Below are 26,369 nucleotides of genomic sequence, written 5' to 3' on the forward strand. Positions count from 1 at the left end.
CGCGACGCCGCGGCCGTCCGTGGCGTCCGCGCTTTAGTGAATGGAGGCTCGTCATGACTGTTCCGACGTTCACGCTCAACAACGGTGTCGAGATGCCCGCGCTCGGCTTCGGTGTGTTCCAGACCCCTCCGGCCGAGACCATCGCCGCGGTCCGGGCGGCGTTGGAGACCGGGTACCGGCACGTCGACACCGCGGCCGCCTACTTCAACGAGCGCGAGGTCGGCCAGGCCATCGCCAGCTCGGGCCTCGACCGGTCGGAGGTGTTCATCGAGACGAAGGTCTGGATCTCCGACTTCGGCTACGAGCAGACACTGCACGCGTTCGACAAGAGCGCCGCCAAGCTCGGCGTCGACGTCATCGACCTGTTCATCCTGCACCAGGCGCTGCCGTCGGCGTTCGAACGGACCATCGCCGCCTACCAGGCGCTGGAGAAGCTGTTGGCCGATGGGAAGGTCCGCGCCATCGGCGTCAGCAACTTCATGCCCGACCACCTCGACCGCCTGCTGGCGGCGACCGAGATCGTGGCGGCGGTCAACCAGGTCGAGCTCCACCCGTACTTCACCCAGCCCGACGTCCAGGCCGCCGACGCCAAGCACGGCGTTCTCACCCAGGCGTGGTCGCCCCTTGGCGGCATCACCTTCTACCGGACCAAGAACGGGCTCGGCAGCACGCTTGAGGACCCGACCATCACCGCGATCGCCGCCGAGCACGGCAGGACCGCCGCACAGGTCATGCTGCGCTGGGGCCTGCAGCAGGGCCGTTCGGTGATTCCGAAGTCGGTCAAGCCCGCCCGCATCGCCGAGAACTTCGCCGTGTTCGACTTCGATCTCACCCCCGGCCAGCTCGACGCGCTCGACGCGCTGAACACCGGTGTGCGCGGCGGCCCAGCGCCCGAGGACATCACCCTCGAAGCATTCGGCCGCGCCATCCCCGAAGCCTGACCGGCAGCGCGCTATCTGGCGCTATTCGGTCGGCCGCAGCGGCCTCGGTGCGTCGGGGCTGCCGGCGTCGAAGACCGGTTTCTCCCAGGTCAGGAGGTAGCGCCAGAACAGGAGCCGCCGGACTCGCACGCCGGGCAGGACAGCGGCGGCCTGGCGCGCGACCTCTCGCGTGGTCAGCGGCGGGTTCATGACGACGGGCATGCCCGTGCGCGTGTGATGTTCGTGCGAGAACGTGCTGGTGCCCCACAGCAGCCTGTTCGCGAGAAAGACGACCCCGAGCGTGTGGTGCGCGATGGCCGCGACGAACTCGACGGGCCATTCGTGACGCAGGTCCAGGCGGGGGAGGGCGACGGCGGCGAGGATGCCGCCGGGCCTCAGGCCCGCCGCGAGCACCGGAAGCGTTTCCGGCAGCGGCATGTGGTGCAGTGCGCTGATCGAGACGATCGCGTCGTAGTCCTTGGCCGGCAGCGGGTCGGTCAGCACGTCCGCGAGCACGCAGTGAACGTTGTCAGGCGTGGTCTGCCTCGCCTGCTCGATCATCGGCGCGTCGCGGTCGACGGCGTCCACCTGGTCGCTGTGTTCGGCGAGCCGGGCCGCGAACTCCCCGGCGCCGCAGCCGACGTCGAGCACCCGCCGGCAGGGCCGCGGCAGCTGGCGCAGCAACAGCCGTTGGTAGTAGGCGTTGTGAGACCAGTTGTGAGACCAGCGCGGCACAGCCACACTATGCCGCCGCCCGGTCACCACCTCGCGGGCGGCTCCCCTCCGATTACCGACGGTCGACGCGAGTCCTTTGGCGCGGCGCCAGTCCGACCCGTGTGGTGGGGTTTGGGATGGCGCGCGCGGTCACCTGCTACAGCTGACCGCCGCCTGAGCAGTAGGAACCCGAGGTTCGCCTCGGTCCTCGAATTCCCCGGACCGCTGCTTCGACCCTCGAATCGACCCCGCTGGCCTGTTCAAGGGCCGAATCCAAGAGAAGCCCGTGCGGCTCGGCGCTGTCCCACGACCTTGATCAACGGTGGGTCCCGCGCGACCAAGGACGCGCGTTTCGTTCCGTCTCGTCGGCGGGCTGGGCGGGGCCGTCGTGCTCGGGGCGTGGGGTACCGCGTTCGTGGTAGTCGGGAATGCCTCCTGGGAGATGACGACGCGGGGGGTCGGTCCGGGGAGCCTGGTGAGACAGATCGGATCGGCCCCTCAGGCGCCGCCTGTCACCGCTGTCTCGCGCTCGGACGAAGGTCCGTCGCCGGCTCGGCGACGAGTGGGGGTCCGGCGACGAGAGACGGAGCCCCCACGACGTGAGTCCTACGCAGGAAGCCGGGGACGACACCGACGCCCGTACCTGGCCGATCGGGCGCAGGACCGGCAGGCCCCGGGGGCCTCGCGGTCCCGAGGCCAGGGAGAGCTGGGGACCGACCGGGGCAGTGCTGCCAGGCGAGTCCCGACCGCCGACGTTCGCGGCGACCACGCCTGAGAGCTCGGGGACGCCCGGGAGAACCGGCCGCCGACGCCCTTGGCGGCGGATTCTGGTGGCCCTCCTGGTTCTGCAGCTGGTGGGTCTCGCCGTCGTGGACCGGGTGGCGGCTCACCTCGCCGCGTCGCAGATGGTCAGCCAGGTCCAGAAGAGCCAGCAGCTGCCGACGAAGCCCGAGGCGTCCGTCGGCGGTTTCCCGTTCCTGACGCAGGTCGTCGCGGGGAACTACAAGGACATCGGGCTTCGGATTCATCGGGTCGCCGTCTCCGACCTGTGCGTCGACGACATCGACCTGCATGTCCGCGGCGCGCACCTGCCGCTGCGCAAGCTGATCGGCAACGATGTGACGACGATGCCGATCGACCGGGTGGTCGGCACGGTAAAGCTGACCTACGCGGACCTGAACGCCTATCTCGCCGGCCAGCCGGGAGACGTCCGGCTGGCCGCGGCCAAGAACGGCATGCGGGTCTCGGCGCCGGTCGACGTGCCGATCGTCGGGCAGGTCAAGGTGTTCGGCGATGTGCGGGCCACCGTCCTGGACAACCGGCTCACGATCGCGCCGACCGCGCTGGGAGTCGACGGCCTGGGCGCCCTGAGTATCCCGGCCGGTGCCGTGCGGACCCTGACCGTCGACGTGCCGCTGTCCGGACTGCCGATGAACCTTCGGCTGACCGAGGCGCGGACGACCTCGGCCGGCGTCGAGGTCACCGCGGAGGCTGATCATCTCAACCTGGACACGACCAAGACCTCGACCACCCAGCTGCGCGGCTGCTGAACCGAGCGGCCGTCCCACTCAGCCGGACGGGGTCGGCTGGTCGTGTTGGCCGTAGGCGTTCTGGTAGCGGTTGTAGAGCCGGTCGACCATGTCCGGGGGGATCGCCTTGGGGATGCCGAGCTGGTGGGCGTAATGGGCGCTGCGGGCGACGTCCTCGCACATGACGGCGGCCTTCACGGCGGCGCGGGCGTCGGGGCCGATGGTGAAGACACCGTGGTTGGCCATCAGCACGGCGGGGGAGCGGTGGCCGTCGAGGGTGTCGACGATGCCGCGCCCGATGGAGTCGTCGCCGATGGCGGACAGCGGGCCGACCGGGATGGGCCCGCCGAACTCGTCGGCCATCGCGGACAGCACGCAGGGGATCGGCTCGTGGCGGGCGGCCCAGGCGCAGGCGTAGGGGGAGTGGGTGTGCACGACGCCGCCGACGTCGGGGCGGTGGCGGTAGACGTAGGCGTGCGCCGCGGTGTCGCTGGACGGGCTGAGCCCGCCGTCGAGCACGGCGCCGTGCAGGTCGCAGACGACCATCGTCGCGGCGCTCAGCGCGGCGTAGTCGATACCGGACGGCTTGATCACCATGACCTCGTGGCCGTCGGCGCCGCGGGCGCGGGCGGAGACGTTGCCGGAGGTCCAGGCGACCAGGCCGTTGTCGACGAGGGACAGGTGCAGCTCGACGAGCCGCTCGCGGGCCTCGGCGACGCCGGGCCAGTGGGGCTGGGCGCTCATCGCGGGTCTCCCGTCAGGGTGGTCGGTTCGCGGCGGTCGGCCGTACCGGGAGAGGCCAGGGCCGGCGCGGGCTCGCGGCGGGCCGCGTCGCGCATCCCGCGCAGCCTGCGCATGACCCCGGCGGACGCGGTCCCCGCGGCGCCGAAGTAGTCGTGCAGGGTGCGGTAGTCGGCGTAGAGACGGGTGTAGGCGTCGTGCCGGGCCGGGTCGGGCCGGTAGGCGTCGCGGTGCACCCGGCCCATGACTGCCGCGGCGGCCGGGACGTCGGGGTAGGCGCCGGCGGCGACGGCCGCGTGGATGGCGGAGCCGAGCGCCGGGGCCTGGCTGGTCGCGGCGATGTGGATCGGGTAGCCGAGGACGTCGGCGTACAGCTGCATGAGGGTGGTGTTCTGGGTCAGCCCGCCGGCGGCGTAGAACTCCGCCACGGGGACGCCGGCGTCGCGGAAGGCCTCCAGGATGCGGCGGGTGCCGAAGGCGGTCGCCTCCAGCAGCGCCCGGTAGACGTGCTCGGGACGGGACGCCAGGGTCAGGCCGACGATCACGCCGGACAGCGTGTGGTCGACGAGGATCGACCGGTTACCGTTCATCCAGTCCAGCGCGAGCAGGCCGTGGGCGCCGACGGGGTCGTCGGCGGTCAGCGCGGTCAGGTGCTGGTGCAGGGAGATCCCCGCGGTCCGCGCCGCGTCGCGGTAGGAGCCGGGGACGTGGTGCTCGGTCCACCAGGCGAACAGGTCGCCGACGCCGGACTGGCCGGCCTCGTAGCCGTAGCGGCCGGCGATGATGCCGCCGTCGACGACGCCGCACATCCCGGGGACCTCGGCGAGGGTGTCGGCGGACATGACGTGGCAGGTGGACGTGCCCATCACCGCGAGCAGGTGGCCGGGCTCGGTGACCCCGACCGCGGGGGCGCTGACGTGGGCGTCCACGTTGCCGGCCGCGACGACGATGCCGGCGGGCAGGCCGGTCCACCCGGCGGCGCGCTCGGTCAGGCGCCCGGCGGGCGCGCCGAGCGGGAGCAGCCCGGTGGACAGGCGGGTGTCCGCGTAGTCGGCGAACGCCGGGTTGAGCGCCGCGAAGAAGCCCGGGGTCGGGTAGGCGCCGTCCTGGAGGATTCCCTTGTAGCCGGCGGTGCAGGCGTTGCGGGTCTCGACGCCGGTGAGCTGCCAGACGATCCAGTCGGCGGCCTCGATCCAGCGCTCGGTGGCCGCGTAGGCCTCCGGGTCCTCCTCGAGGACCTGCAGGGCCTTGGCGACCTGCCACTCGCTGGAGATCTTCCCGCCGTAGCGGGTGATCCAGGGCTCGCGGCGGGCGTGGGCGAGGGCGTTGATCCGGTCCGCGTGCGGCTGGGCGGCGTGGTGTTTCCACAGCTTCGGCCAGGCGTGCGGCCGGTCGCCGTAGCCGGGCAGCTCGCACAGCGGCGTCCCGTCCGCGGTCGTCGGGAGCACCGTACAGGCGGTGAAGTCGGTACCGATCCCGATGATCTGGGCGGGGTCCACGCCCGCGTCCCGCACGGCGGCGGGGACGGCGGTGGCCAGGACGGCGATCCAGTCGCGCGGGTTCTGCAGCGCCCAGTCGGGCGGCAGCGTCCGCCCGCCGGGCAGCCGGGTGTCGATCACGCCGTCGGGGTAGGCGTGCACGGCGGTCGCCAGCTCGTGGCCGTCGCGGACCCGGATCACGCTGGCGCGGCCGGACAGGGTGCCGAAGTCGATGCCGACGACGCACGCGTCGGCCGCGGCGGGCTCGGCGGTGGTGGTCATGAGGCTCCTCGTCCAGGGTCGTGCGGGGGCTGGCCTACCGGTGGCGGTCGAGCCGGAAGTGCAGGTCGTTCAGCCGCAGGTCGCCGACGAAGGACCGGACCGTGGTGTCCGCGTCGATGAGCGCGAGCTCGGTGCCGGTCATCCCGGCGAACATCTCCACCATGTCGACGTCCACGGCGGTGCTCAGGACGGTGTGGTGCGGCCCGCCGGCCGTCAGCCAGCACTCGGCGGACGTCGCCAGGGTCGGCCGCGGCGTCCAGACCGCGCAGGCCACCGGAAGCCTCGGCAGCTCGTGGTCGGGCTCCACGACGTCGATCGCGTTGGCGATCATCCGGAACCGGTCGCCCAGGTCGCACAGGCCGACCACGACGCCCGGCCCCGGCGCGGCGGTGAACCGCAGCCGGACCGGGTCCTCGCGGCCACCGATGCTCAGCGGGTGGATCTCGACCGTGGGCCGGGCGGCGGAGATGGTCGGGCAGACCTCCAGCATGTGGGCGCCGAGGATGCGCTGCGGCCCGGGGCCCAGGTGGTAGGTGTAGTCCTCCATGAACGACGTGCCGCCGGGCAGGCCGGCGCCCATCGTCTTGACGGCCCGCAGGAGCAGCGCGGTCTTCCAGTCGCCCTCGCCGCCGAAGCCGTAGCCGTCCGCCATCAGCCGCTGCACCGCGAGGCCGGGGAGCTGGCGCAGCCCACCGAGATCCTCGAAGTTGGTCGTGAACGCCCGGTAGCCGCCGTCGGTGAGGAACTGGCGCAGACCGGCCTCGACCCGGGCCGCGTAGCGCAGCGCGTCGTGGCGCGGGCCGCCGGCGCGCAGCTCGGGGGCGACGTCGTACAGCTCGTCGTAGACGTCGACCAGCTCGTCGATCGCCACGCCGCCGACCGCGTCCACCACGGCGACCAGGTCGTTGATCGAGTACGTGTTCACGGCGACGCCGAACCGGATCTCGGCGGCGACCTTGTCGCCCTCGGTCACGGCCACACCGCGCATGTTGTCGCCGAAGCGGACGAGGCGCATGCCGCGCAGGTCGGCGCGGGCGATCGCGACCCGGGCCCAGGCCCCGACGCGGTGGCGGGTCAGCGCGTCGTCCACGTGCCCGACGACGGTCACCCGGGGCAGGCGCAGCCGGGTCTGGATGTAGCCGAACTCGCGGTCGCCGTGGGCGGCCTGGTTGAGGTTCATGAAGTCCATGTCCAGGCTGTCCCAGGGGAGCGCCTGGTTGGCCTGGGTGTGCAGGTGCAGCAGCGGCTTGTCCAGCGCCTCCAGCCCCCGGATCCACATCTTCGCCGGGGAGAACGTGTGCATCCAGGCGATCACCCCGACGCACGACGGGTCCGCGTTGGCCCGCTGGCAGGCGTCGGCGATGGCGTCGGCGTCGGTCAGCACCGGCCGCCAGACAACCTGCGCCGGGATCGTGGCGTCGCCGTCGAGCCCGGCCGCGATGTGGCGCGACTGCGCGGCGACCTGGTCGAGCGTCTCGGGCCCGTACAGGTGCTGGCTTCCGGTGAGGAACCAGACGGTGGCGCCGGACAGCGCGGGCAGCGCCGGGGAAAGCGCGGGCAACGACATACAGCCTCGTCCCAGGGGAAATGCCGGCACCGGCACACGGAATGGGCAGAGCGCGCCGGCGGATGGACGACCGGGCGGGAACCGGACAGGCTCGATGTTAGCGCTAACATTTCGGGCGTCAAGGGAACGTCGGCGAGCGGGTCGGGACGACGATCTACTGGTCGCCGGGGCGCCGCGCCGCCGCGGCGCGCGGCCTCGCGCCGGCCGCGCGGCGCGGCGGGGCGACGCTCTCGCGCTCGACCAGGCAGGGCGGGATCGGCGCGAGACGCGGCAACCCGCCCGCCGGCGGGTCGTCCATCTGGGCCCGCAGCAGGTGAACGGCCTGGGCGGCGACGGCCTCGAAGTCCGGGCGGACGGTCGTCAGCGCCGGGCTGACGTAGCCCGCCTCCGGGATGTCGTCGAACCCCACGACGCTCACGTCGCGGGGCACCGACCGGCCGGCCTCGCGCAGCGCCTTCATGATGCCCAGCGCCAGATGGTCGTTGGCGGCGAAGACCGCGCGCGCCCGCGGGATCCCCGCGAGCAGCTGCCCCGCCTCGTACCCGGAGTCCAGCGACCAGTTCGCGGTGATGACCGGTGGTATCTCGGCGCCGGCGTCGAGCAGCGCCTGCCGCCAGCCGGCCACCCGCTCGGCGCTGTCGAACCAGTCCGGCGGCCCGGACACGTGCCAGACCGTCTCGTGCCCCGCCGCCAGCAGGCACTGCGTCGCCAGCCGGGCTCCGAGCCGCTGGTCGACGGTCACCAGGCGCCGCGGGCGGGCCGGGTCGCCGTCGATGACCACCAGCGGCAGGTCGTCCGGAACGTCGTCCAGCGCCTCGTTCGCCGACCGGACCGGCGCGATCACCACGATCCCGGCCACCCGCTGCTCCAGCAGCCGGGTGACCGCGTCGACGATCGAGGACCGGTCGAGCACCGGCACGCTGGCCACGCCGACGGCGAAACCGTCCGCGCTCACCGCCCGCTCGACGGCGGTCAGCACCGCCGTCGGCCCGTACAGCGCCGTGTTCTGCGCGACGATCCCGACGACGTGGGAGCGGCCGGTGACCAGCGCCCGGGCCGCCCGGTTCGGCCGGTACCCGAGTTGCTCCATCGCCGCGCGCACTCGCAGCCGCGTCTGCTCCTTGACGTTCGGGTGGTCGTTCAGCACCCGCGAGACCGTCTGGTGCGACACGCCGGCCAGCCGGGCGACGTCGGTCATCCCCGGCGGCCGCCGGGCCGCCGGGCGGTCCCGAGCCTCGCCCTCTGCCGCGGGTGGAAATTCGCTGGACCCGCGACGTTCGCCGAACCCGGATGGTGTTTGCCGTCCCGCCATGTTAGCGATCACTTTAGCATTGACCGAAGGCGGGTTGGCGCAGCGCGACTGGCTGCGCGGACCTCAGGCCGGTCGGCGGCCCCAGGCGATGGCCGTCGCGAACGCGAGATCGAAGAACGCCGGATCCGCCAGCAGTTCCAGCGCCTGGTCCAGCGTGTCGTCCGAGGCGAGGTCGAACTCCCGGATGCGCGCACGCAGCCGGGTCAGGGTCAGTGTCCAGCACAGAGCCGAGGCGTTGGCGCCTCCGGTGGCCGGGAGGTGGGCGGTCGTCCCGACGCCGACGAGGTTCCGGTCAGCCAGCGGGCCTGGGAAGCGCCGCGCCCAGGTCGAGTCGGTGCCGATGGTCTTCGCCAGGACCTGGCCGATCGCGTGCATTGCCTGGCCGAACGGAGGGTGCGGGGACGAGTCGAGCGGGAAGTTGGCGATCGACTCGATCACGATCGTGCCGCCCGGCCGAAGCCAGGTGACCAGGCGGTCCAGGACCTTGTCGCGCTCGGGGAGATGCTCCAGGACGAAGCGGGCATGGATGAGGTCGAACGGCGCCCCGTCCGGTGGCGGATCCCGGGTGATGTCGTGCCGCAGGACCGTCAGGCACTCGGCGGTCAGCCCGGTCAGGTGACCGGTGTCGATGTCGGTCGCGACGACCTGGCCCGTGGCGGCGACCCGGCCGGCGAGCCAGGCCGCGATCGACCCGCCGCCGGCACCGACCTCCAGGCACCGCCAGCCCGCGGCGACGCCCAGCTCGTCCAGGACCCGGATGGTCGTCGGGTCGCAGACCGTGGCCATGGCCGCGAGCCGGGCCCGTTCGGCCGCCTCCGGGCCCCCGAGCACGTCGTCCGCATATCGGAGCTTCCGCTGGCTGGACACCGTTCAGACCCTAGCGTTTCAACATCACTTCGCGTACTGGTTGGCCGGGTGGGGGAGGCCGAGATGGTGGCGCAGGGTGTTTCCGGTGTATTCGGAGCGGAAGAGCCCGCGCCGGCGCAGTTCGGGGGTGACGTGCTCGACGAAGGCTTCCAGCCCGGACGGGAAGACGTCGAAGTTGAGGTTGAAGCCGTCGGCGGCCCGGCTGCGGAACCAGTGCTCGATGCTGTCGACGATCTGCTCCGGCGAGCCGACCACCTGGCGGTGGCCACCGCCGTTGCTGAGCAGGAGCTCGCGGACGGTGTAGCCGCGGTCGCGGGCGAGGTTCACCGTGGCCTCGAAGAAGCCCCGGGAACCGGCGAACTGGCCGACGTCGGCGAGCAGGTCGTAGGGAAGCTCGCGGTCGAGGTGGACGTCGGCGGGGTCGAGGCCCAGCTGCGCGGCCAGCCGGGGCAGCTCCAGGTCATACGGGAACAGTGCGTCCAGCTCGGCCTTGCGGGCGAACGCCTCCGCCTCGGTGGAGCCGATGATCGGGAACAGCCCGGGAAGAATGACCAATGCGGCCGGCTCGCGCCCGAAAAGCCGGGCCCGGTGCTTCAGGTCCGCGTAGAAGTCGACGGCTTCCCGATGGGTGGTCTGCGCGGTGAAGACCACGTCGGCGATCCGGGCCGCGAAGCGTTTCCCGGTCTCGGACGACCCCGCCTGGACCAGCACCGGGCGGCCCTGTGGCGAGCGCGGCACGTTGAGCGGGCCGCGCACGGAGAAATGCTCTCCCTCGTGGTGGATCGGGCGTAGCCGGGCCGCGTCGGCGAACACGTCGGCCTCCTGATCGGCGATGATCGCGTCGTCGTCCCAGCTGTCCCAGAGCTTGGTCAGGACGTCGACGAACTCCTCCGCCCGGTCGTAGCGGGCCTCGTGGTCGGGCACCTCGTGGACGCCGAAGTTCGCGGCGGCGCGCGGCGAGTAGGAGGTGACGACGTTGAGCGCGGCACGGCCCCGGCTGAGGTGGTCCAGTGAGGAGAACCGGCGGGCCAGGTTGAACGGGTCGTTGAACGTCGTCGACGCGGTGCCGATGAGGCCGACGTGCTCGGTGGTCCGGGCGAGCGCGGCGAGCAGGACCGTCGGCTCCAGGGCCTGCCACGGCTTCTCGGCCGGTTCGGAGATCAGCGCGACGCCGTCGGAGAGGAAGACCGCGTCGAACGTGCCCTGCTCGGCCAGCCGGGCTATCTCCGTGAAGTAGTCGATGTCGAGAAACGACCGGGGATCGTCCTGGAACCGCCAGGCGCCCGGGTGCTTGCCGGCGTCGAGGATGTTGACGTTGAGGTGCAGCTCGCGGTCGTCGGAGGTCATCACCGGCTCGTTTCGTCGGTCGGGGAGTCGGGCCCGGTGCTGACGCCGATCTCGGTCAGCAGCGTCCGGCGCAGGTCCTCGAAGGCGGCGCCGCCGCGGGAGCGCGGCCGGGGGATGTCGACGGGACGGTCGAGGCTCTTGTGGCCCGCCTTGAGCACGGCGACGCGGTCGGCGAGCAGGATCGCCTCGTCGATGTCGTGCGTGACGAGCAGGACCGACGGGTTGTGCCGGGCGCAGAGCTGGGCGACCAGGCTGTGCATCCGGATCCTCGTCAGCGCGTCGAGGGCGGCGAACGGCTCGTCGAGCAGCAGCAGCTTGGGCTCCCGCACCAGCGCCCTGGCCAGCGCGACCCGCTGGGCCTCGCCGCCGGACAGGGTGCGCGGCCAGTCGTCGGCGTGGTCGGCCAGGCCCACCTCGGCCAGGGCGTCGTTCGCCGCGGCGCGTGACGCGAGCGCCTTGGGCCGGCCGAGGACGACGTTCTTCCAGACCGGCATCGACGGAATGAGGCGGGGCTCCTGGAAGACCACCGAGCAGGCCGCCGGGACGTGGATGGTGCCGTCGTCGACCGTCTCCAGCTCGCAGAGGATCTTCAGCAGGGTGCTCTTGCCGCTGCCGGACGCGCCGAGCAGGGCGACGAACTCGCCGGGAGCGATGTCGAGGTCGAAATCGGTGAGAACCCGCTTGTCCCCGAACGACTTCGCCGCGCCCCGGATATGGACGGAATGGGTGGTCGGCGGCGCCTCGACTGTCGTCGTCACGCGCTCACCACCGTGGCTCGCCATGGCAGCAGCACTCTCTCCAGGATGCGGACGAAAAGGTCGATGAGCAGCCCGAGCACCGTGTAGACGAGGAGCAGGGCGAGAATGATGTCGTTGCGGAAGGCGTCCTGCGCGTTCCCGACCAGGTAGCCGAGACCGGAGTCGGCGTTGATCTGCTCGGCGGCGATGAGGGCGAGAATGGAGACGCCCATCGAGTACCGGAGCCCGACGAGTATTCCGGGCATCGCGTTCGGAATGATAATCCGCCGGGTCAGCGCGAAACCGCGGACACCGAAGACGCGGGCCGCCTCGATCAGCTTCGGGTCGATCGCCCGGACGGCGGCATAGGTGTTCAGGTAGATCGGGAACGTGCACGCGAACGCGATCAGCACCGTCTTCGCCGTCTCGCCGATGCCGAACCACACGACGACGAGCGGCGTGATGGCCAGGAACGGGATCATCCGGACCATCTGCATCGTGGCGTCGAGCAGTTCCTCGCCGAGCCGGCTGAGGCCCGTGGTCAGCCCGAACACGAGCCCGACGGCGAGCCCCAGGGCCAGGCCGACCCCGGCGCGGCGCAGGGAGATCGACAGCGCGTCCTGCAGCTGGTGGGTGGAGATCAGATGGCCGAGCGCGTCGACGACGGTCGGCGGCGAGTCGAGGATGCGCGCGGGAATCAGGCCGGTCTCGGAGCCGACCGCCCAGGCCACCAGGACGGCGACCGGGACCGCGAGCCGCAGCGCGCGGCGCAGGCCGCGCACGGGCGAGCCGCCCCTGCGGTCGCCCGCGGCCGGAGCGGAACGGCTGAGGTCGCGGCTGCCGCCGGCAGGGGCCGGTGGGGCGGTGGCCGGCGGGGCGGTGGCGGGCGGGTGCCGGGGCGGCGACAACTGTTCGGGTTCGATGGCCGGGCTCGCCGGCGCGGGCGCGGTATTGACCGCGATGGGATGCGAGGGCATCGCTTACCTCTGCCTGTGAACGGTCGGGAAAGGCGAGAGGCCGCCCGTCCGTGGGCGGACGGCCTCTCGCCGGGATGGGTCAGCTGGTGGGCTGCGGCACGCCGTTCGCCGCGTTCCCGGCTGAGATGACCGCGTTGAACGACTGGTCGTACTGGGCGCTGACGTCGACCTTCGTCTTGATGACGCCGCCCTCGACCAGCAGGTCGGCGAGGGCCTGCTCCTTGGTGATGATCTCCGGCGTGGTCGGGGTCAGGTAACTGCCGATGGCCTTGGCCTCTTCCAGCGAGTACTTCGCCGGCACGTTCCCGACCGTCTCCGACAGCTTGGCCAGCGCCGGCAGGTTCTTCGGGTACCAGGCGTAGAACTTCGTCAGGCGGGTGAGCACGTCGGAGAACGCGGCCCGCTTCGCCGGGTCCTTCAGGGCCTTCGTGCTGGCCACGAACGCGTTGAGCCCGGGCAGGCCGATGTCGTCCTGCGTGGCGATGACCCGGGCGGTTCCCTCCGCGATGAAGGGGACGGCGACAGAGGTCGAGGTGCTCAGGACGTCGGTGGCGCCGGCCGCGAAGGTGCTGCCCTGCGTCGCGGCCTGAATGACGATCGGCGTCACGTCGTCGGGGGTCAGACCGGCCTTCTTGAGGTCCAGCAGGTACTGGGCCTGGATGTTGCCGCCGTTGTTGTAGGCGTACCGCTTGCCCTTGATGTCGGCGAGGCTGGTGATGCCGGACTTCGTCGTCGCGATGGTCTCGTAGATCGGGTAGGTGGTGGCCAGGACGCCGATCGTCTTGGCCGGCGCGTTCTCGGCGGTCCACGGCGTCGCGCCGTTCGCGTTGGCCAGGGTGACGGAGACGTCACCGAAGTTCACGCCCGCGTCGATCGCGTTCGCCAACAGGGCCGTCATCATCGGGGCCGGGCCGGCGAACGTCGACCACGAGACCTTGTACGGCGTGTCGTCGAAGATTCCCGAGGCCTTGATCTGGGCCGATTCGCTGGCGGTGATCTGACCCAGTCGCAGGGTCACCTTGCTCAGGTCGGGAGTGGCCGCGGCCGTGCCCGACGTGGCCGGGGTCGCGGCGGAACCCCCCGAGCTGGAGCAGGCCGCCGCGGTGAGCCCGAGGCTGAGGGCGACGAGGACAACGACGCCCCGTCTGTTGCGCGCGAGCCTAGTGGTGGAGCCCTTCACGATGTTTCCCTTTCGATGTGCTAAATGCTGTGGGAGTGATTCTTGGTGCGTTCCGCCGGGTCAGGGCCGGTAGGGGCGCTGCCTCGCAGCTGCACGCGGTGGACGATGCGCACCGCGTCGGGGTCGAAATCGTCGGCGCGCCGGTGCCAGATCGCCCGGTTGTCCCAGAAACCGACACCACCGTTGTTCCAGCGGTACTGGATGATGTTGTCGATATCGAGAGTGTGGTCGTAGAGCAGCTCCAGCAGAGCCGCGCTTTCCCGTGGGGAAAGGCCCTTGATCGCGCGGGTGAATCCCGGGTTGACGAAGAGGCCCTTGCGGCCGGTCTCAGGGTGAACGGCGACCACCGGATGCTCGACGAAGCCTCCGTCGACCGGCTCGTCCTCCCACACGCCGGTCGCGCTGATACCGCCGCCGGCGCGGCTCGGCCGGCCGAACGAGTGGATCGCGACGAGGCCGTCGAGCAGGTCGTGGATCGGCGGGCTCAGCGTTTCGTAGGCGGCCTGCGCCGACGCGAACAGCGTCGCCCCACCCACCGGGGGGAGCTTGACGATGTTGAAGACCGAGCCGGCCGGCGGCGTCGCCTGGAAGGTGATGTCGACGTGCCAGCCGTGGTGGCGCCCGACCTTGACGTACTCCTCCCGGAACTCGCGGCTGTCGAACGCGACGACCTCCCGGTGGTCCGCGTCGACGGGCGCGAGGATCGCGCTCGGCGCCGTGAGCTCGCCGAAATTGCGGGTGAAGGCGACCTGCTGGTCGATGGTGAGGTGCTGTTCGGGAAAGAAGACGACCTGATAGTCGAGCCACGCCTGGCGCAGCGCGGCCACGGTCTCGGCGTCCAAAGGCCCGCGCAGGTCCACCCCGGTGATCTCGGCGCCGAACGCCGCGTTCAGGGGGCGAATCTGCAGGTTCTGAACGGTGGTCACGGTCACGGCAGTGCTCCTTACCGGTCTCGTGGATGAGGGCTGTCGACAACGGCTAGAGAGATGACGGCTAGAGAAAGGTCCTGAACGGCACGGTGTCGTCCTCGCGCAGCTCGGCGACGAGGCCGATCTCCCAGGCCAGGTAGCGGCGGAACCCCTCCTTCTGCCGCTCGGGATCGGATTCGAACCAGCCGTGGCGAATCGCGTCCTCGGCGGGAGCCACGAAATGCCCGTCCCCGGCCTCGACCGGGAATCCGGCCGCGACCCAGGCCGCGGTTCCACCGGCCAGGACCTTGACCGGCCGGTCGGTGGCGGCGGCTAGCTCGGGCGCCGCCAAACGGGCGACGACGCCGTCCGGGGAGGTCAGCACGACGGCGCCGTCGCCGGGCAGTTCCGCCGCCGCGTCGGCGAGCCGGGCCCGCGGGGCGAACACGGCGCCCGGCAGATGACCCGCCAGGTAGCCGTTGCTCGGCGCCAGGTCCACGACCAGCGGAGCCGTGGCCGAACCGAGGGCGTCGCGCAGCGCGCCCGCCTCGACCAGGTCGACCTCGGCGAGCCCGAGCACGACCGGCGCGACCGGGCCGGTCTCCAGCTCCGCGCCGGAGTCGGTGCTGGTGACGAACACCTCGCCCCAGCCGATCTGGGTGACCCAGGAGGCCGCCACGGTGGCGCGCACCAGGTCGGGCCCGTCGACCAGCACGATCCGGGCGTTGTGCGTGCCGACGTGCCGGAAGACCCACGGCGCGAGATCCCAGCTCGGCGCCGACAGCGAGCCCGGCACGTGGCCGGCCTCGAACTCCTCGCGCGGCCGGACGTCGAGCAGGTACACCGAGCGTTCGTCACCCTCGGCCTGGAACCGGCGCAGCGTCGGGCCGTCGATGGTCCGGATGCCGAAGCGCTCGGCGACGCCGCGGGCCCGGGCCCGCGCGGTCTCGACGTTCGCCGGCCGCGGCGGCGGCGCGGCCGAGGCCTTGCCGTGGTCGAGGGTGTGCCCTTCGAGGATCCAGGACTGGGTGCCGCCCTCCAGCGCGACCACCCGGTTGGGCAGCCCGGCGTTGATCAGGGTCTGGGCGCCGATGATGCTGCGGGTGCGCCCGGCGCAGTTGACGACGACCAGCGCGTCCGGCGAGGCGACGACCTCGTCGACGCGGTAGACGAGCTCGGCGCCCGGGATGGACGTGCCGCCCGGCAGGCTGTGGACCTGGAACTCCTCCAGCGGCCGGCTGTCGAGGATCACGACGTCGCGGCCCTCGGCCTGCGCCGCGAGCAGCTCGGCGACGGTGACGTGCGGGGTCTTGTAGACGTCCTCGACGAACTCGCCGAACGCCTGCCCGACCACGTGGTCGCCGCCGGTGTGCACCTTGTGGCCCGCGTCGGCCCAGGCGCGCAGCCCGCCGTCCAGCGGCCGCACGTCGGAGTAGCCCAGCTCGGTGAGGCGCCGCGCCGCCCGCGCCGCCAGGCCCTCGTCGCCGCTGTCGTACACGACGACCGGCGTCGAGCGGCGGGGGACCAGGGTGTCGATCCTCGTCTCCAGGACGCCGAGCGGCGCGGCGACCCCGAGCAGGATGGAGCCGCGCTCCGCGGTGACGCGGGCGTCCCGGACGTCGAGCAGGGCGAACTCACCGCTGGCGCCCAGCAGGGTGTGGAGGTCTTCCGCCGAAATGGCCGAGCCCGTCATGTGCATTCTCCTGATCGAGATGAACGCTAGAAGTAGGCGCCGTTGGGCAGCGGTGTTCCGCTGATCAGGTGGGCGCCGATCCGCTGCGCCTTGTAGCTGCGCGGATTGTGCGAGGCGAGGGTGCGAATGTTGCGCCAGTGCCGGTCGAGATGCGCGCCGCGGCGGGCGGCCGTGGCGCCGCCCGCGTCGAAGAGGGCCGTCGCGGCACGCTGCGCCAGCTCGTCGATCACGACCTTGGCTTTCGCGGCCTTCAATGCGGCGGCGGCGTCCAGGTCGGGATTTCCGTCGCCGGCCAGAATGGCCGAGACGGAGGCGTCCAACGTATCGGCGGCATCGAGGACGAGGGCCTCGGCCGCATAGGCAGCGCTGGCGATATAACCGACCGTCTCCTGGAGGATTGGGTCATCGACGGGACGCTCGGCGGGCGCATGGTAGAAGGTGCGCACCCGTTCCCGGACGAGAGCCGCCGCGTCCTGCGCGACCTGCCGCAGAATGCCCGCGATGACGGTCGTCAGCCACAGCTGCGGAAACGTCGCCGGATAGGCCGAGCCCTTGTCCGACCAGGCGTCCTGACCGGACAGGAAGTCCTCGGGGGCCAGGCGGACCCCGGAGAACCGGGTGGTGCCGCTCCCGGTGAGCCGTTGGCCGATCCCGTCCCAGTCGTCCTCGTGGATCACCCCGGCGCGGTCGGCGGGGACGACCACCTGCGTGGTGGCGCCGTCGGCGGTACCGGCGGAGACCACGATGAAGTCCGCGTACAGGTTTCCCGTGCTGTAGACCTTCGTCCCGTCCAGCCGGAAGCCGTCGGCGTCGGGCGTCACGGCCGTCGAGTGGGCCTGCTCCCGCTGGCCGATGTTGGGCGTGCCCGGCTCGGACGACGAGGCCCCGAACAGGGCGCCGCCGAGCACCCTGGCCAGCAGCGGGTCCTCGGCGCCGGCCGCGGCGCGCAGCCGGCCCTCGACGATCAGGAAGTGGTTGCGCAGGCTCTGCGCGATGTTCGGGTCGGCCGCGCCCAGGTCGAGCACGGTCTCGAACAGCTCACGGATCGAGGCCCCGCCGCCGCCCCACGCGGCCGGCAGCCGCAACGCGCCCAGGCGCGCCTGGCGGATCAGCGCGAACTGCTCCCAGGGCGGCCGGGCGTCGTGCTCGCGGTCGGGCTCGCCCTGCGCGAGCCGCGCGAGCAGGGCGCGCAGCTCGGCGGATCGGGGCCGCACCGCGGTGGCGACGCAATCGGGCACGTCGAGCGTTTCCAGGGTCGTCATCTGCCAGCTCCGGGCGAGGTCGATCGGGTCGTCATCGGGGCGGCGGCTCAGTAGTAGACGGAGCCGACGAGGCCGCCGCCGGCCGCGATCGCGTCGCCGGTGATGCTCACGCTGCGGGGCGAGGCCAGGAAGGCGACGACGTCGGCGACCTCGTGGGCCTCGACGATCCGGCCGATGGAGGTGTTGACCGCCCGCCGGATGCTGTCCGGGCTGGCGTCCGCGCCGGCGCCCGATGCCTCGGCCAGCAGCGCGGCGTTGGTGTCGGTGCGGGTCGCCCCCGGGTGGACGACCGTCACGTTCACCCCGTGCGGGCCGAGCTCGTCGGCGAGGTTCTTGGTCAGCGCGGCGACGCTGACGTTGCGGATGGTGCGCACGATCGAGTGCGTCTGCCGGGCGCCCAGGCCGCTGATGTTGATGATCCGGCCCCAGCCCTGGGCGGTCAGAAGCGGCGCGACGGCCCGGCTGGTCCGCAGGTAGCCGACGACCTTGATGTTCACGTCGGCCCAGAACGCCTCGTCGGTGGTCTCGGCCAGGGGCGGGAACGGGTAGCCGGCCGTCTGGTTCGAGGCGTTGTTGACCAGGATGTCGACGCCGCCGAGCCGTTGTACGGTCTCGTCGACGAGGCGGCGGACCGACTCGTCGTCGCCGGTGTCGGTCGCCACGGCGAACACCTTGCGGCCGTGGCGTTGCGCCACCTGCTCGGCGGCACGTTCCAGCTTGTCGGCCGAGCGCGCGGCCAGCACGAGGTCGACGCCCTCCGCCGCCAGGGCGTGCGCGATCGCCAGTCCGATTCCCTGGCTCGCGCCGGTCACTATGGCGCGCTTGTCGGTGAGTCCGAGGTCCATGGCGTTCTCTTTCTGGGCAGCGTGAACCGCACGCGGGGGACAGCCGTCGCCGCATGACGGAATGACAAGGAGAACGGTCGTCGGAAACCGCGGAGACCGTTGCCGAAAAGACCGCGTTCCGGGGAATCCGACGCGTCGAAGGACGCGGCGGTGCGCGGGGTTTGGGCGTTCCGGACAGCGACCGATGACCGAGAGAATCGGCGCGGAAGCAGTCAGAGAGGCCGGGCCCGCGCGGCCCGCCGAAAACGTGAGCTAAATGCTACGGACAGACTGCGCCACTGTTACGCATGAGATCGACATGGCGTCGCCTGGTCAGAAGAAGGACGCGACCGGATGGCCGCGGCGCTCCGGTATGAGCGCGGCGGCGGTCCTGCGACGTCACGTCGCGGTCGACAGTCACAATGGCCTCCTTCTGAGATTCACGCTACCTGCTGGGCGAGCGCCGGTAAAGACCTAATTCCCGCGATGCGGCAAAAACCACTGATCCAGTGAACTTACGGCGTGGGCGGGCTCGCGAAGCCGGCCGGCCGGCCCGGGAAGAGGGAGAGCGGCAGGCTGAGCGCGCCGGCCGCCGCCGCGAGTTCGAGGCCGAGCCGTGGCAGGGCGTCCAGCGGGAGCGACCGGGTCGTGCCGACCACGCCGAGGGCCGCGACCACCCGCCCGTCGTCGCCCCGGACCGGGACGGCGACGCCGCGCCGGTCCGGCTGGTACTCGACGTCTTCCAGCGCGTAGGCCCGCGCGACGGTCCGGTCCAGCTCCGCCGCGAGATCCTCGGCCGAGTCGATCGTCGCGTCCGTGAACCGTGACAGGGAGCCGGGCGCACCCGCGGTCCCGTCGGCCACCCGGCCGCCGTCGGGTGCCGCGTAGGCGAGCAGCACCTTCCCGAGCGCGGTCGCGTGCAGCGGCAGGCGCGGCGACGCCCGCGGGTCAGGCAGGCCGGAACCGTCGCCGGCCGCGCCCAGGACGGCCGCCACCTCGCCGTCGACCCGAACGGCCAGCGTGACCGGCAGTCCGGTCCGCACGCCCAGGCTCTCGACCACCTCACGGGTGCTGGCGACGTCCCCGCCGTCCAGCACGGACCGGGCCAGCCGCAGCAGGGCCGGACCGGGCAGGTAGCGCTCCGACTGAGGCTCCCGCCAGAGCAGCCCCGCCTGGGTGAGCGTCCGCAGCAGGCGGTACGCCGTGCTGGTCGTCAGCCCGGTGGCCGCCGCGAGCTCCGTCAGGGTCCTGTCCCGCTGGCCGTCGGCGAAGCAGTCGAGCAGGCTGGCCGCCCGCAGCACGGACTGGACGGTGTTCGGATCGGTGCGGGCCACCCGACCAGTATCGAGATCGGGAGAGGCCGTCACCAACGGTCGTCCACCGGTTCGGCTGGGCGCACGTCGTAGACGCCCACCCGGTGCAGGATGCGGGGCCCCGGCGCGTCGGTCGCCCGCATCAGCGTCGACCGCATGTCGACCAGCACGACCGTGCCCGGCTCGGCCGGATAGGAGGCCTCGTGCTCCGGGCTGGTCAGATGGTCGACCAGGCGTTCCAGCAGCCGCCGGCCCTGCGCCGCCGGCACCCCGACGAGAGCCTGCGTGCTCCAGGGGTCGATGAACAGGCCGAGCCGGCCCGTCTCCGGGTGCACGCGCACGACCGGGTGCTCGACGGGGTCGACCCGGGTGATCGTGCGCCCGTTCCAGCGGCCCGGGCCGAACGCGCGCAGGTACTCGTCCAGGGCCGGGGCGTGGTGCACCCCGCGAACCCCCCGCAACCGGGCCTTGAGGTCCGGGTCGAGCGCGTCGTAGGCCGACTCCCGGGACAGCCACCGCAGCGTGGTCCCGCCGGGAGGGGCGACCCGCAGGTAGAGCACCAGCACCGCGGCCGGCTCCGGCATGTACTGCATGACGCTGTGCCAGGCGTCGAGGCCGCCGTCCCACCGGCGGCTGTCGATGACCTTGATCTGTGGGTACGCCCGGTTGAGGCCCGGGATGACCGCGCTCGACGGCGTCACCCGGCCGAACCTGGCCGCCAGGGCGATGTGCTGGTCCGGGTCGAGGATCTGGTCCGGGACGGCCACGACCCCGTGGCGCAGCAGGAGCCCGCGCAACGACGAGCTGTCCTCGTCGGTGACGTTGGCGAGGTTGAGTCCGCGCACCTCGACCCCGAACCGGTCCGACAGCGGTTTCCACGAGGGCGCCACGCCGAGCGCCGAGACAGGCGTGCGGCCGACCGGTACCCGCACGAGCTTTCCGGGGCTGTGTATCTGGTTGAGCATGCCGAGCCCTCTTCACGTTCAGGACGGGTCGAGCGTGGGTCCGTGACGGACGCCCGATGGTCCGGCGCCCACGCGACGCCGGCGCGCAGGCCGGCGGTGTGGTGTCGGTAGCGCGTCGTCGCGCGTGGCTGGACGTCCTGCGTCGCAACCTCAGGAGCTGAACGGGTTCGAAAAGGCCGGGGCCGGTGGGCTCCCAGAGCCGGCCGGCTGTCGCGGGTCGTCAGCGACAGAGACGGCTGGCGACCCGCATCAGGTCGACGGCGCGTCGGCTGGTCAGCGAGACCGCCACCAGCGCGGATCCCGCGCCTCGCGGCGCGAGGCCGCGGCGGAGGACCGGGGACGGCTGCATGGTCGGCAGCGTACTCCTACTTTTCCCATAGGTGTAGTGGGTAAGACGCTCACGCCCTGGCCTCGGCCGGCGGAAGGCCCATGCCGGCGGCCGTGAACTCCAGCAGGCGATCGGCCTGCTCGGGCGATCCGTGCTCCCGTAGCCACGCGGCCGCGTTCATCAGCGCGAAGACGTCGCGTCCCGCGACGTCTTCGCGGATGCGGCCGGCCGCGCGGGCCCGCTCGACCAGGCGCTCGCCGATGGCGTCCATCCGCGCGCAGCTGGCGTGCAGCTCCGACGCCTCGTCGCCGACGCCGTCGACGAGCACGCTGGCCAGGCCCTGGTAGGCGGCGGCATGCTCGACGACCATCCGCATCCACGCCGTGAGCGCCTCGCCCGCGTCGCCCGGGGTTCCAGGGAGTGCGGGCTCGGTGAGCAGGTCGGCGCCGCGGCCGAACAGCTCCTCGTTGCGGTCGCGCAGCAGCGCCCGGAGCAGCGCGCGGCGGTTCGGGAAGTGGCTGTAGAGCGTGCCGATCGCGACGCCGGCCCGCCGGGCGACGTGCTCCAGCGGCGCGTCGACCCCGCGTTCCCGGAACTCGGTGTCGGCCGCGGCGAGCAGCAGCTCGGCGTTGCGCCGGGCGTCGGCCCGTGGCGCGCGCCGCCGGGTCGGCGGTCCGGCGGTCAACGCGACCGTCTCTTGTTAAGTCGAGGCACCCTCAATATCCTTTCTCGAGGCACCCTCAGATTACCGAAGCGGAGAGCGCGACATGATCCTCATTACCGGCGCGACCGGGTCCATCGGCACGAGGCTGGTGCGGCGCCTGCGCGAGCTCGACGTGCCGTTCCGGGCGATGGTGCGCGACGAGGCGAAGGGCCGGGCGCTCGGCTGCGACGTCGTGGTTGGCGACTTCGACGACCCGGACTCGGTCGCGGCGGCCCTCGCCGGGGTGGACCGGCTGTTCCTCAACGGCGCCGGCGCGGTCCCCACCTCCGGCCCGCGCCAGCCGATGGTCGGCCAGCAGCTCGCCGCGATCGACACGGCCGTCGCGGCCGGCGTCCAGGCGATCGTCAAGGTGTCGGTCTGGGGCGCGCGCCAGGGCGCCAAGCTCGCCGCCGGCGCGCACTGGGAGATCGAGCGGCATCTGGCCGCGGCACCGGTCGCGTCCGCGGTGCTGCAGCCGAGCGGGTTCATGCAGAACTTCCTGACCGGCGCCGGCGCCTTCAGCGAGAACGGCGACCTGCTCGGCATCGCCGGCGGCGCCCGGGTGTCGTACATCGACTGCTTCGACATCGCCGCGTGCGCCGCGGTGCTGCTGACCGGGGCCGAGCCCGCTCGTGGGACCTTCGTGCTGACGGGGCCCGAGGCACTGACCCAGGCGGAGATCGCCGCCCGGCTGTCGGCCGCGTTCGGCCGGCCGGTCGGGTCGCTGGAGCTGCCACCGCGCGAGATGACGGCCCGGCTCGTCGCGCAGGGCGTTCCCGCGTCGTTCGCCGCCGACGTGGCCGAGCTGTGGGACGAGATCGCGGACGGGAGCCTGGCCGCGGTCACCCCGACCGTGCGCGAGCTGACCGGCGCCGATCCGCGGACCTTCGAGCGGTTCCTGGCGGACCTCGACCTCGGCGCCGACCTCGGCGTGCGCTGAGCCGGGCCCGGGTGCGGGGACGGTGGCCGGCCCGCGCCCGTGTGTCGCCTACCCGGTGGGAGCGGCGTCCCAGCCGGCCAGGACGGCGGCGGGCTCGCTGAAGGTGGAGAAGTCGGTCGTGGCCCGGAACGCGGGGAGCTGGTAGAGGGCGCGGGCGTAGGCCCACAGCCGCGGATAGTCGGACAGCGGCGGCAGGGTCGCCAGGTCGCCGGCGCGGCCGCGGTAGCGGACCAGCGACACCCACAGCCGCACGTCGGCCTCGGTCAGCTGGCCGCCGACCAGGTAGTCGGCGTCGGCCAGCCGGGCGTCGAGCCGCGCGAACGCGGCCAGCAACGTCGCGCGGACCGCCTCGTCCCGCGCCGCCCGATGCGTGCCGTGGTTCACCGCCGGCCCGATCCACCCGTCGAGCTCGGCGATCTCCGCGCGCAGATGCTCGGGGTAGGTGTCGGCGCCGGTCGACCACTGGCCGAACTGGGTGGCCAGGTCGATCCCCAGGCTGACGAAGTCGTTCGAGACGACCTGGCGGGTCTCGCGGTCCCACAGCGTCGGCACGGAGACGTGACCGTCGAAGCCGGGCTCGGTCGCCTCGTAGGCGTCCCGCAGCAGGGTGAAGCCGTTCACCGGGTCAGGCCCGTATGTCTCACGGAACGCCCAGCCGCGGGCGTCGCGGGTGTTGTCGACGTAGGAGAGGCTGATGACGTCCTCGAGACCGCGCAGGGCGCGCTGCAGCAGGACACGCTGCGCCCACGGGCAGAACCAGCCGGAGTAGAGGTGGTAGCGGCCCGGCTCGGCCGGGAACCCGCTCGACCCGTCCGCGGTGATCCGACCGGTGAACCGGTACAGCGGCCGGGCGTCCGCCGGGTCCCGCCTGATCGTGTACGGGCCGTGGGCCGCCACGTCGGTGGGGCTGGCGTACGCGGGCTCGGTGGTCCGGGAGATGACGGGGGCCTCGGACATGGGCGTCCTCATTCCTGTCGGAGCCGGCGCTGCTCACGCGCCCACGTTCACAAGGCGACCCCAATTCCAACTATTCCGGTGAAGCTGGCGGGCCGACCTCGGCCGTCAGGTCAGGTCAGTAGCGCGATACGGCCGAAGACCTCGCCGGCGGCCATCTTCTGGTGGGCCAGGACGGCCTTCTCCAGGGGCAGCGCCTCGTGGACGACCGAGCGCAGCTCGCCGCGGGCCGTGTCGGTGAACAGCTTGGCGGTCACCGCGAGCTGGTCCGCCTCGGGCACGGTGTTCGCGCTGAAGGTGGCGAACGACAGCGACTTCTGGAACGCCGCGAACATCGGCAGGCCGAAATCCGCAGGTGGGTCTCCGGCGACCGCGCCGACGGCCACCAGGCGGCCGTTCGGGTTGAGCAGCGCGAAGAACGACGGCAGGTCCCGGCCGGCGATGACGTCGATGATGACGTCGTAGCCGGCCGGTCCGTCCGGTTCTCCCACCCCGGCGCGGTCCAGCACGTGGGTCGCGCCGAGCGCGCGCAGCCGCGCTCCACGCTCGGGCGACGACGTCGTGACCGCGACCGCGCCCGCTCCCGCCCGCGCCGCGAGCTGGACGGTCATGATCCCGATGCCGCCGGCCGCGCCGCGCACCAGCACGGACTCGCCGGGCGCGAAGCGGGCGTGCCGCAGGCCGAAGTGAGCCACCCGGCCCGAGGTCCCGAGCGTCACCGCGTCGACGGCCGACACGTCCGCGGCCAGGGGGATGAGCCCCTCGACCGGGGCGACGGCAAGCTCGGCGTAGCCGCCGCCCAGCCCGAGGAAGGTCCACACCCGTCGCCCGACCCAGGCGGGGTCGACGCCGGGCCCGACCGCGGCGACGGTGCCCGCGATCTCCCCGCCGAGGATGTGGCCCCGCTGGAAACCGTAGGCGGCGACGGCCCCACTGCGGATCACGGCGTCGACGCCGCCGACCCCGATCGCCTCGATGGCGATCAGAACCTGACCCTCGGCCGGACTCGGGTTGGGAAGATCGATGACGGCGAGCCCCTCGGGGTCTCCGAACGCCTGGATCGCAACTGCCTTCACGGTCGTCTCCGGTTCTGGACCCGTTGGTCCTCGATCTGCTGCGGACCGGCCGACCGTAACGGAGCACCCCGTCCGTTTGGCTAAAGTGAGAGCGATGGCCGTCCAAGTGAGAGCGACGCTGCGCTCCGACGCCCGTGACAACCGCGGTCGCATCCTCGCGGTCGCGCGCGCCGCGTTCGCCGCCGAGGGCCTTGACGTGCCCATCCGGGAGATCGCCCGGCGCGCCGGGGTCGGCGTCGCGACCGTCTACCGGCACTTCCCGACCAAGGAGACGCTGGAGGCCGCCGCCTTCGCCGAGCAGATGGCACTGTGCTCGGCGATCGTCGACGAGGGGCTCGCGGCCGACGACCCGTGGCGCGGCTTCGCCCTGGTGATCGAGAAGCTCATGGAGCTGCACGCCCTCGACCGGGGATTCGCCCGCGCGTTCACCTCCCGGCTGCCCCAGACGGCCGAGTTCGCCGCCGACCGGGACCGGGCCCTGCGGATGCTGCTCGAACTCGTGCGGCGCGCGAAGACGGCGGGTTTCCTGCGGGACGACTTCGTGCTGGAGGACATCAGCCTGGCGCTGATGGCGAACGAGGGCATCCGCGCCGAGTCCGCCAGGATGCGGGTGGCGGCCTCCCGGCGCTTCGCCGCCCTGATGCTCCAGTCGTTCCAGGCCAACCCCGTGCGGGCGCCGCTCCCGCCGCCCGTGCGCCTGCCGCTGTCCAGGGTCCAGTAGCCGTCAGGCCGGGTGGTCGACCGTCCCGACCGGCCGGAGGGTCGCCGCGCGGAGCAGAAGAGCGGCGCCGCCGGTTCATCCGTTCCCGGATGGTCTACGGTGGGCAGGCTGGCGAGGCGGTTTGGTCCGGGGAGTGCAAGTGGCGGCAGACGTGGTACCTGGTTCGGACAAGTCCCCAGTGCCCCTCCTGGACACCACGGTGCCGCACTCCGCGCGGGTGTGGAACTACTGGCTGGGCGGCAAGGACAACTACCCGGTCGACCGGGTGGTCGGGGAGCAGGTCCGCGAGGTCTACCCGGAGATCATCGACGTCGCGCGCGAGTCGCGCGGCTTCCTCTCCCGCGTGGTGAGCTTCCTGGCCGGGGAGGTGGGCATCCGCCAGTTCCTCGACATCGGCACCGGCCTGCCCACGGCGGGCAACACCCACGAGGTCGCGCAGGCCATCGCCCCGGACGCCCGCGTCGTCTACGTCGACCGGGACCCACTGGTCCTGGTCCATGCCCGCGCCCTGCTGACCAGCACTCCGCAGGGCGTGACCGCCTACGTCGAGGCTGACGTCCGCGACCCCAGGACGATCCTCGCGGCGGCCGGCGACGTCCTCGACTTCACCCGCCCGATCGGCCTGATGATGCTCGGCGTGCTGGGCAACGTCGCCGACACCGACGAGGCGTGCGAGATCGTGGCCAGGCTGATCGACGCGGTTCCCGCCGGCAGCTACCTGGTCGTCAACGACGGCACGATCGCCAGCGCCGAGGAGGCCCAGGGGGCGATCGAGGCGGCCCGCCGCCGCAAGGAGGCCGGCGACCCGTACTACCCGCGGACGCCCGCGCAGATCGCCAGGTACTTCGACGGGCTCGATCTTGTCGAGCCCGGGGTGGTGTCCACCCCGCTGTGGCGGCCCGAGCCCGGCACCAGCCCACGGCCGATCGGCAGCCACGGAGCGGTCGCCCGCAAGGCCTAGCCGCGCCCCGGGTCCGGGGCTGCGCGAACTCGCGGGGCGCGCTGAGTTGCGCGTGTCGATCCGGGGCTAT

General features: G+C 72.4%; 25 protein-coding genes. 5 read left to right on the forward strand and 20 right to left on the reverse strand.

What is annotated here, in order from left to right:
• Positions 1-53 precede the first annotated feature (53 nt).
• Entirely contained in the window at positions 54-941 is an 888-nt protein-coding gene (locus tag FRAEUI1C_RS17195; RefSeq protein ID WP_013424587.1) for an aldo/keto reductase, read from the forward strand.
• A 21-nt stretch (positions 942-962) separates the two neighbouring features.
• On the opposite strand, the gene FRAEUI1C_RS17200 is transcribed toward FRAEUI1C_RS17195, so the two are convergent.
• Positions 963-1,655: a class I SAM-dependent methyltransferase gene (locus tag FRAEUI1C_RS17200; RefSeq protein WP_041259424.1), complete on the reverse strand. Its 693-nt coding sequence runs from the start codon at positions 1,653-1,655 to the stop codon at positions 963-965.
• Between the two features lie 809 nt (positions 1,656-2,464).
• Here FRAEUI1C_RS17200 and FRAEUI1C_RS17205 point away from each other — a divergent pair.
• Positions 2,465-3,184, forward strand: coding sequence for an LmeA family phospholipid-binding protein (locus FRAEUI1C_RS17205; RefSeq protein WP_013424589.1), 720 nt, complete (start codon positions 2,465-2,467; stop codon positions 3,182-3,184).
• Between the two features lie 18 nt (positions 3,185-3,202).
• Here the strand turns inward: FRAEUI1C_RS17205 and FRAEUI1C_RS17210 are convergent, their stop codons facing one another.
• The 17 genes from FRAEUI1C_RS17210 to FRAEUI1C_RS17285 all read right to left on the reverse strand — a co-directional run bounded on the left by FRAEUI1C_RS17210 (position 3,203) and on the right by FRAEUI1C_RS17285 (position 21,629).
• Complete coding sequence (locus FRAEUI1C_RS17210) at positions 3,203-3,907, reverse strand: L-ribulose-5-phosphate 4-epimerase (RefSeq protein WP_013424590.1); 705 nt, start codon at positions 3,905-3,907, stop codon at positions 3,203-3,205.
• Positions 3,904-5,664: a ribulokinase gene (gene araB / locus FRAEUI1C_RS17215; protein ID WP_013424591.1), complete on the reverse strand. Its 1,761-nt coding sequence runs from the start codon at positions 5,662-5,664 to the stop codon at positions 3,904-3,906. Before araB ends, FRAEUI1C_RS17210 begins: the two co-directional genes overlap by 4 nt.
• 34 nt (positions 5,665-5,698) lie before the next feature.
• The gene (gene araA / locus FRAEUI1C_RS17220) at positions 5,699-7,231 is read right to left on the reverse strand and encodes an L-arabinose isomerase (RefSeq protein ID WP_013424592.1); all 1,533 of its coding nucleotides are present in this window, start codon (positions 7,229-7,231) and stop codon (positions 5,699-5,701) included.
• A gap of 154 nt (positions 7,232-7,385) precedes the next feature.
• Positions 7,386-8,429 carry a LacI family DNA-binding transcriptional regulator gene (locus tag FRAEUI1C_RS17225; RefSeq protein ID WP_013424593.1) on the reverse strand — a complete coding sequence of 348 codons (1,044 nt, stop codon included), beginning with the start codon at positions 8,427-8,429 and terminating at the stop codon, positions 7,386-7,388.
• Positions 8,430-8,606: 177 nt separating this feature from the next.
• Positions 8,607-9,410, reverse strand: coding sequence for a class I SAM-dependent methyltransferase (locus tag FRAEUI1C_RS17230; RefSeq protein ID WP_013424594.1), 804 nt, complete (start codon positions 9,408-9,410; stop codon positions 8,607-8,609).
• Between the two features lie 24 nt (positions 9,411-9,434).
• Positions 9,435-10,757 carry an LLM class flavin-dependent oxidoreductase gene (locus FRAEUI1C_RS17235; RefSeq protein WP_013424595.1) on the reverse strand — a complete coding sequence of 441 codons (1,323 nt, stop codon included), beginning with the start codon at positions 10,755-10,757 and terminating at the stop codon, positions 9,435-9,437.
• The gene (locus FRAEUI1C_RS17240) at positions 10,757-11,539 is read right to left on the reverse strand and encodes an ABC transporter ATP-binding protein (RefSeq protein ID WP_013424596.1); all 783 of its coding nucleotides are present in this window, start codon (positions 11,537-11,539) and stop codon (positions 10,757-10,759) included. The genes FRAEUI1C_RS17235 and FRAEUI1C_RS17240 overlap by 1 nt, the downstream gene beginning before the upstream one ends.
• Complete coding sequence (locus tag FRAEUI1C_RS17245) at positions 11,512-12,471, reverse strand: ABC transporter permease (RefSeq protein ID WP_013424597.1); 960 nt, start codon at positions 12,469-12,471, stop codon at positions 11,512-11,514. Before FRAEUI1C_RS17245 ends, FRAEUI1C_RS17240 begins: the two co-directional genes overlap by 28 nt.
• 79 nt (positions 12,472-12,550) lie before the next feature.
• Positions 12,551-13,651, reverse strand: a complete 1,101-nt coding sequence (locus tag FRAEUI1C_RS17250) for an ABC transporter substrate-binding protein (protein ID WP_013424598.1) — start codon at positions 13,649-13,651, stop codon at positions 12,551-12,553.
• Positions 13,652-13,671: 20 nt separating this feature from the next.
• Positions 13,672-14,583: a TauD/TfdA dioxygenase family protein gene (locus tag FRAEUI1C_RS17255; RefSeq protein ID WP_013424599.1), complete on the reverse strand. Its 912-nt coding sequence runs from the start codon at positions 14,581-14,583 to the stop codon at positions 13,672-13,674.
• 61 nt (positions 14,584-14,644) lie between these two features.
• Positions 14,645-16,252, reverse strand: coding sequence for a rhodanese-like domain-containing protein (locus tag FRAEUI1C_RS17260; RefSeq protein WP_013424600.1), 1,608 nt, complete (start codon positions 16,250-16,252; stop codon positions 14,645-14,647).
• A gap of 26 nt (positions 16,253-16,278) precedes the next feature.
• The gene (locus FRAEUI1C_RS17265; protein ID WP_013424601.1) at positions 16,279-17,514 is read right to left on the reverse strand and encodes an acyl-CoA dehydrogenase family protein; all 1,236 of its coding nucleotides are present in this window, start codon (positions 17,512-17,514) and stop codon (positions 16,279-16,281) included.
• 47 nt (positions 17,515-17,561) lie between these two features.
• Positions 17,562-18,359: an SDR family NAD(P)-dependent oxidoreductase gene (locus tag FRAEUI1C_RS17270; protein WP_013424602.1), complete on the reverse strand. Its 798-nt coding sequence runs from the start codon at positions 18,357-18,359 to the stop codon at positions 17,562-17,564.
• Positions 18,360-18,618: 259 nt separating this feature from the next.
• Positions 18,619-18,759 carry a putative leader peptide gene (locus tag FRAEUI1C_RS41930; RefSeq protein WP_368411197.1) on the reverse strand — a complete coding sequence of 47 codons (141 nt, stop codon included), beginning with the start codon at positions 18,757-18,759 and terminating at the stop codon, positions 18,619-18,621.
• 94 nt (positions 18,760-18,853) lie between these two features.
• Entirely contained in the window at positions 18,854-19,672 is an 819-nt protein-coding gene (locus FRAEUI1C_RS17275; protein ID WP_049806931.1) for an IclR family transcriptional regulator, read from the reverse strand.
• Between the two features lie 29 nt (positions 19,673-19,701).
• Positions 19,702-20,616 carry a TauD/TfdA dioxygenase family protein gene (locus FRAEUI1C_RS17280; protein WP_013424604.1) on the reverse strand — a complete coding sequence of 305 codons (915 nt, stop codon included), beginning with the start codon at positions 20,614-20,616 and terminating at the stop codon, positions 19,702-19,704.
• 398 nt (positions 20,617-21,014) lie between these two features.
• Positions 21,015-21,629: a TetR/AcrR family transcriptional regulator gene (locus FRAEUI1C_RS17285; RefSeq protein ID WP_013424605.1), complete on the reverse strand. Its 615-nt coding sequence runs from the start codon at positions 21,627-21,629 to the stop codon at positions 21,015-21,017.
• Positions 21,630-21,711: 82 nt separating this feature from the next.
• On the opposite strand from FRAEUI1C_RS17285, the gene FRAEUI1C_RS17290 reads away from it, so the two are divergent.
• Positions 21,712-22,587: an NmrA family NAD(P)-binding protein gene (locus tag FRAEUI1C_RS17290; RefSeq protein WP_013424606.1), complete on the forward strand. Its 876-nt coding sequence runs from the start codon at positions 21,712-21,714 to the stop codon at positions 22,585-22,587.
• Between the two features lie 48 nt (positions 22,588-22,635).
• Here FRAEUI1C_RS17290 and FRAEUI1C_RS17295 read toward each other — a convergent pair whose 3' ends face one another.
• Both FRAEUI1C_RS17295 and FRAEUI1C_RS17300 read right to left on the reverse strand, forming a co-directional pair.
• The gene (locus tag FRAEUI1C_RS17295) at positions 22,636-23,544 is read right to left on the reverse strand and encodes a glutathione S-transferase C-terminal domain-containing protein (protein WP_013424607.1); all 909 of its coding nucleotides are present in this window, start codon (positions 23,542-23,544) and stop codon (positions 22,636-22,638) included.
• Positions 23,545-23,654: 110 nt separating this feature from the next.
• Positions 23,655-24,617 (reverse strand): zinc-binding dehydrogenase, encoded by a 963-nt coding sequence (locus FRAEUI1C_RS17300; protein WP_013424608.1) that lies wholly within the window; start codon positions 24,615-24,617, stop codon positions 23,655-23,657.
• A 94-nt stretch (positions 24,618-24,711) separates the two neighbouring features.
• Here FRAEUI1C_RS17300 and FRAEUI1C_RS17305 point away from each other — a divergent pair, with 94 nt between their 5' ends.
• Both FRAEUI1C_RS17305 and FRAEUI1C_RS17310 read left to right on the forward strand, forming a co-directional pair.
• Entirely contained in the window at positions 24,712-25,338 is a 627-nt protein-coding gene (locus tag FRAEUI1C_RS17305; protein ID WP_013424609.1) for a TetR/AcrR family transcriptional regulator, read from the forward strand.
• A 187-nt stretch (positions 25,339-25,525) separates the two neighbouring features.
• Positions 25,526-26,299 carry an SAM-dependent methyltransferase gene (locus tag FRAEUI1C_RS17310; protein WP_157735453.1) on the forward strand — a complete coding sequence of 258 codons (774 nt, stop codon included), beginning with the start codon at positions 25,526-25,528 and terminating at the stop codon, positions 26,297-26,299.
• Positions 26,300-26,369: the final 70 nt, after the last annotated feature.

The organism is Pseudofrankia inefficax (assembly GCF_000166135.1).
In the GTDB taxonomy this organism is placed as follows: domain Bacteria; phylum Actinomycetota; class Actinomycetes; order Frankiales; family Frankiaceae; genus Pseudofrankia; species Pseudofrankia inefficax.

Bases quoted from the DNA above. Each gene is read 5' to 3' on its own strand.
- FRAEUI1C_RS17210 (WP_013424590.1), bottom strand. From the start codon at position 3,907: ATGAGCGCCCAGCCCCACTGGCCCGGCGTCGCCGAGGCCCGCGAGCGG.
- FRAEUI1C_RS17260 (WP_013424600.1), bottom strand. From the start codon at position 16,252: ATGACGGGCTCGGCCATTTCGGCGGAAGACCTCCACACCCTGCTGGGC.
- FRAEUI1C_RS17245 (WP_013424597.1), bottom strand. From the start codon at position 12,471: ATGCCCTCGCATCCCATCGCGGTCAATACCGCGCCCGCGCCGGCGAGC.
- araB (WP_013424591.1), bottom strand. From the start codon at position 5,664: ATGACCACCACCGCCGAGCCCGCCGCGGCCGACGCGTGCGTCGTCGGC.
- FRAEUI1C_RS17305 (WP_013424609.1), top strand. From the start codon at position 24,712: ATGGCCGTCCAAGTGAGAGCGACGCTGCGCTCCGACGCCCGTGACAAC.
- FRAEUI1C_RS17295 (WP_013424607.1), bottom strand. From the start codon at position 23,544: ATGTCCGAGGCCCCCGTCATCTCCCGGACCACCGAGCCCGCGTACGCC.
- araA (WP_013424592.1), bottom strand. From the start codon at position 7,231: ATGTCGTTGCCCGCGCTTTCCCCGGCGCTGCCCGCGCTGTCCGGCGCC.
- FRAEUI1C_RS17240 (WP_013424596.1), bottom strand. From the start codon at position 11,539: ATGGCGAGCCACGGTGGTGAGCGCGTGACGACGACAGTCGAGGCGCCG.
- FRAEUI1C_RS17265 (WP_013424601.1), bottom strand. From the start codon at position 17,514: ATGACGACCCTGGAAACGCTCGACGTGCCCGATTGCGTCGCCACCGCG.
- FRAEUI1C_RS17290 (WP_013424606.1), top strand. From the start codon at position 21,712: ATGATCCTCATTACCGGCGCGACCGGGTCCATCGGCACGAGGCTGGTG.
- FRAEUI1C_RS17270 (WP_013424602.1), bottom strand. From the start codon at position 18,359: ATGGACCTCGGACTCACCGACAAGCGCGCCATAGTGACCGGCGCGAGC.
- FRAEUI1C_RS17280 (WP_013424604.1), bottom strand. From the start codon at position 20,616: ATGCTCAACCAGATACACAGCCCCGGAAAGCTCGTGCGGGTACCGGTC.
- FRAEUI1C_RS17225 (WP_013424593.1), bottom strand. From the start codon at position 8,429: ATGACCGACGTCGCCCGGCTGGCCGGCGTGTCGCACCAGACGGTCTCG.
- FRAEUI1C_RS17195 (WP_013424587.1), top strand. From the start codon at position 54: ATGACTGTTCCGACGTTCACGCTCAACAACGGTGTCGAGATGCCCGCG.
- FRAEUI1C_RS17235 (WP_013424595.1), bottom strand. From the start codon at position 10,757: ATGACCTCCGACGACCGCGAGCTGCACCTCAACGTCAACATCCTCGAC.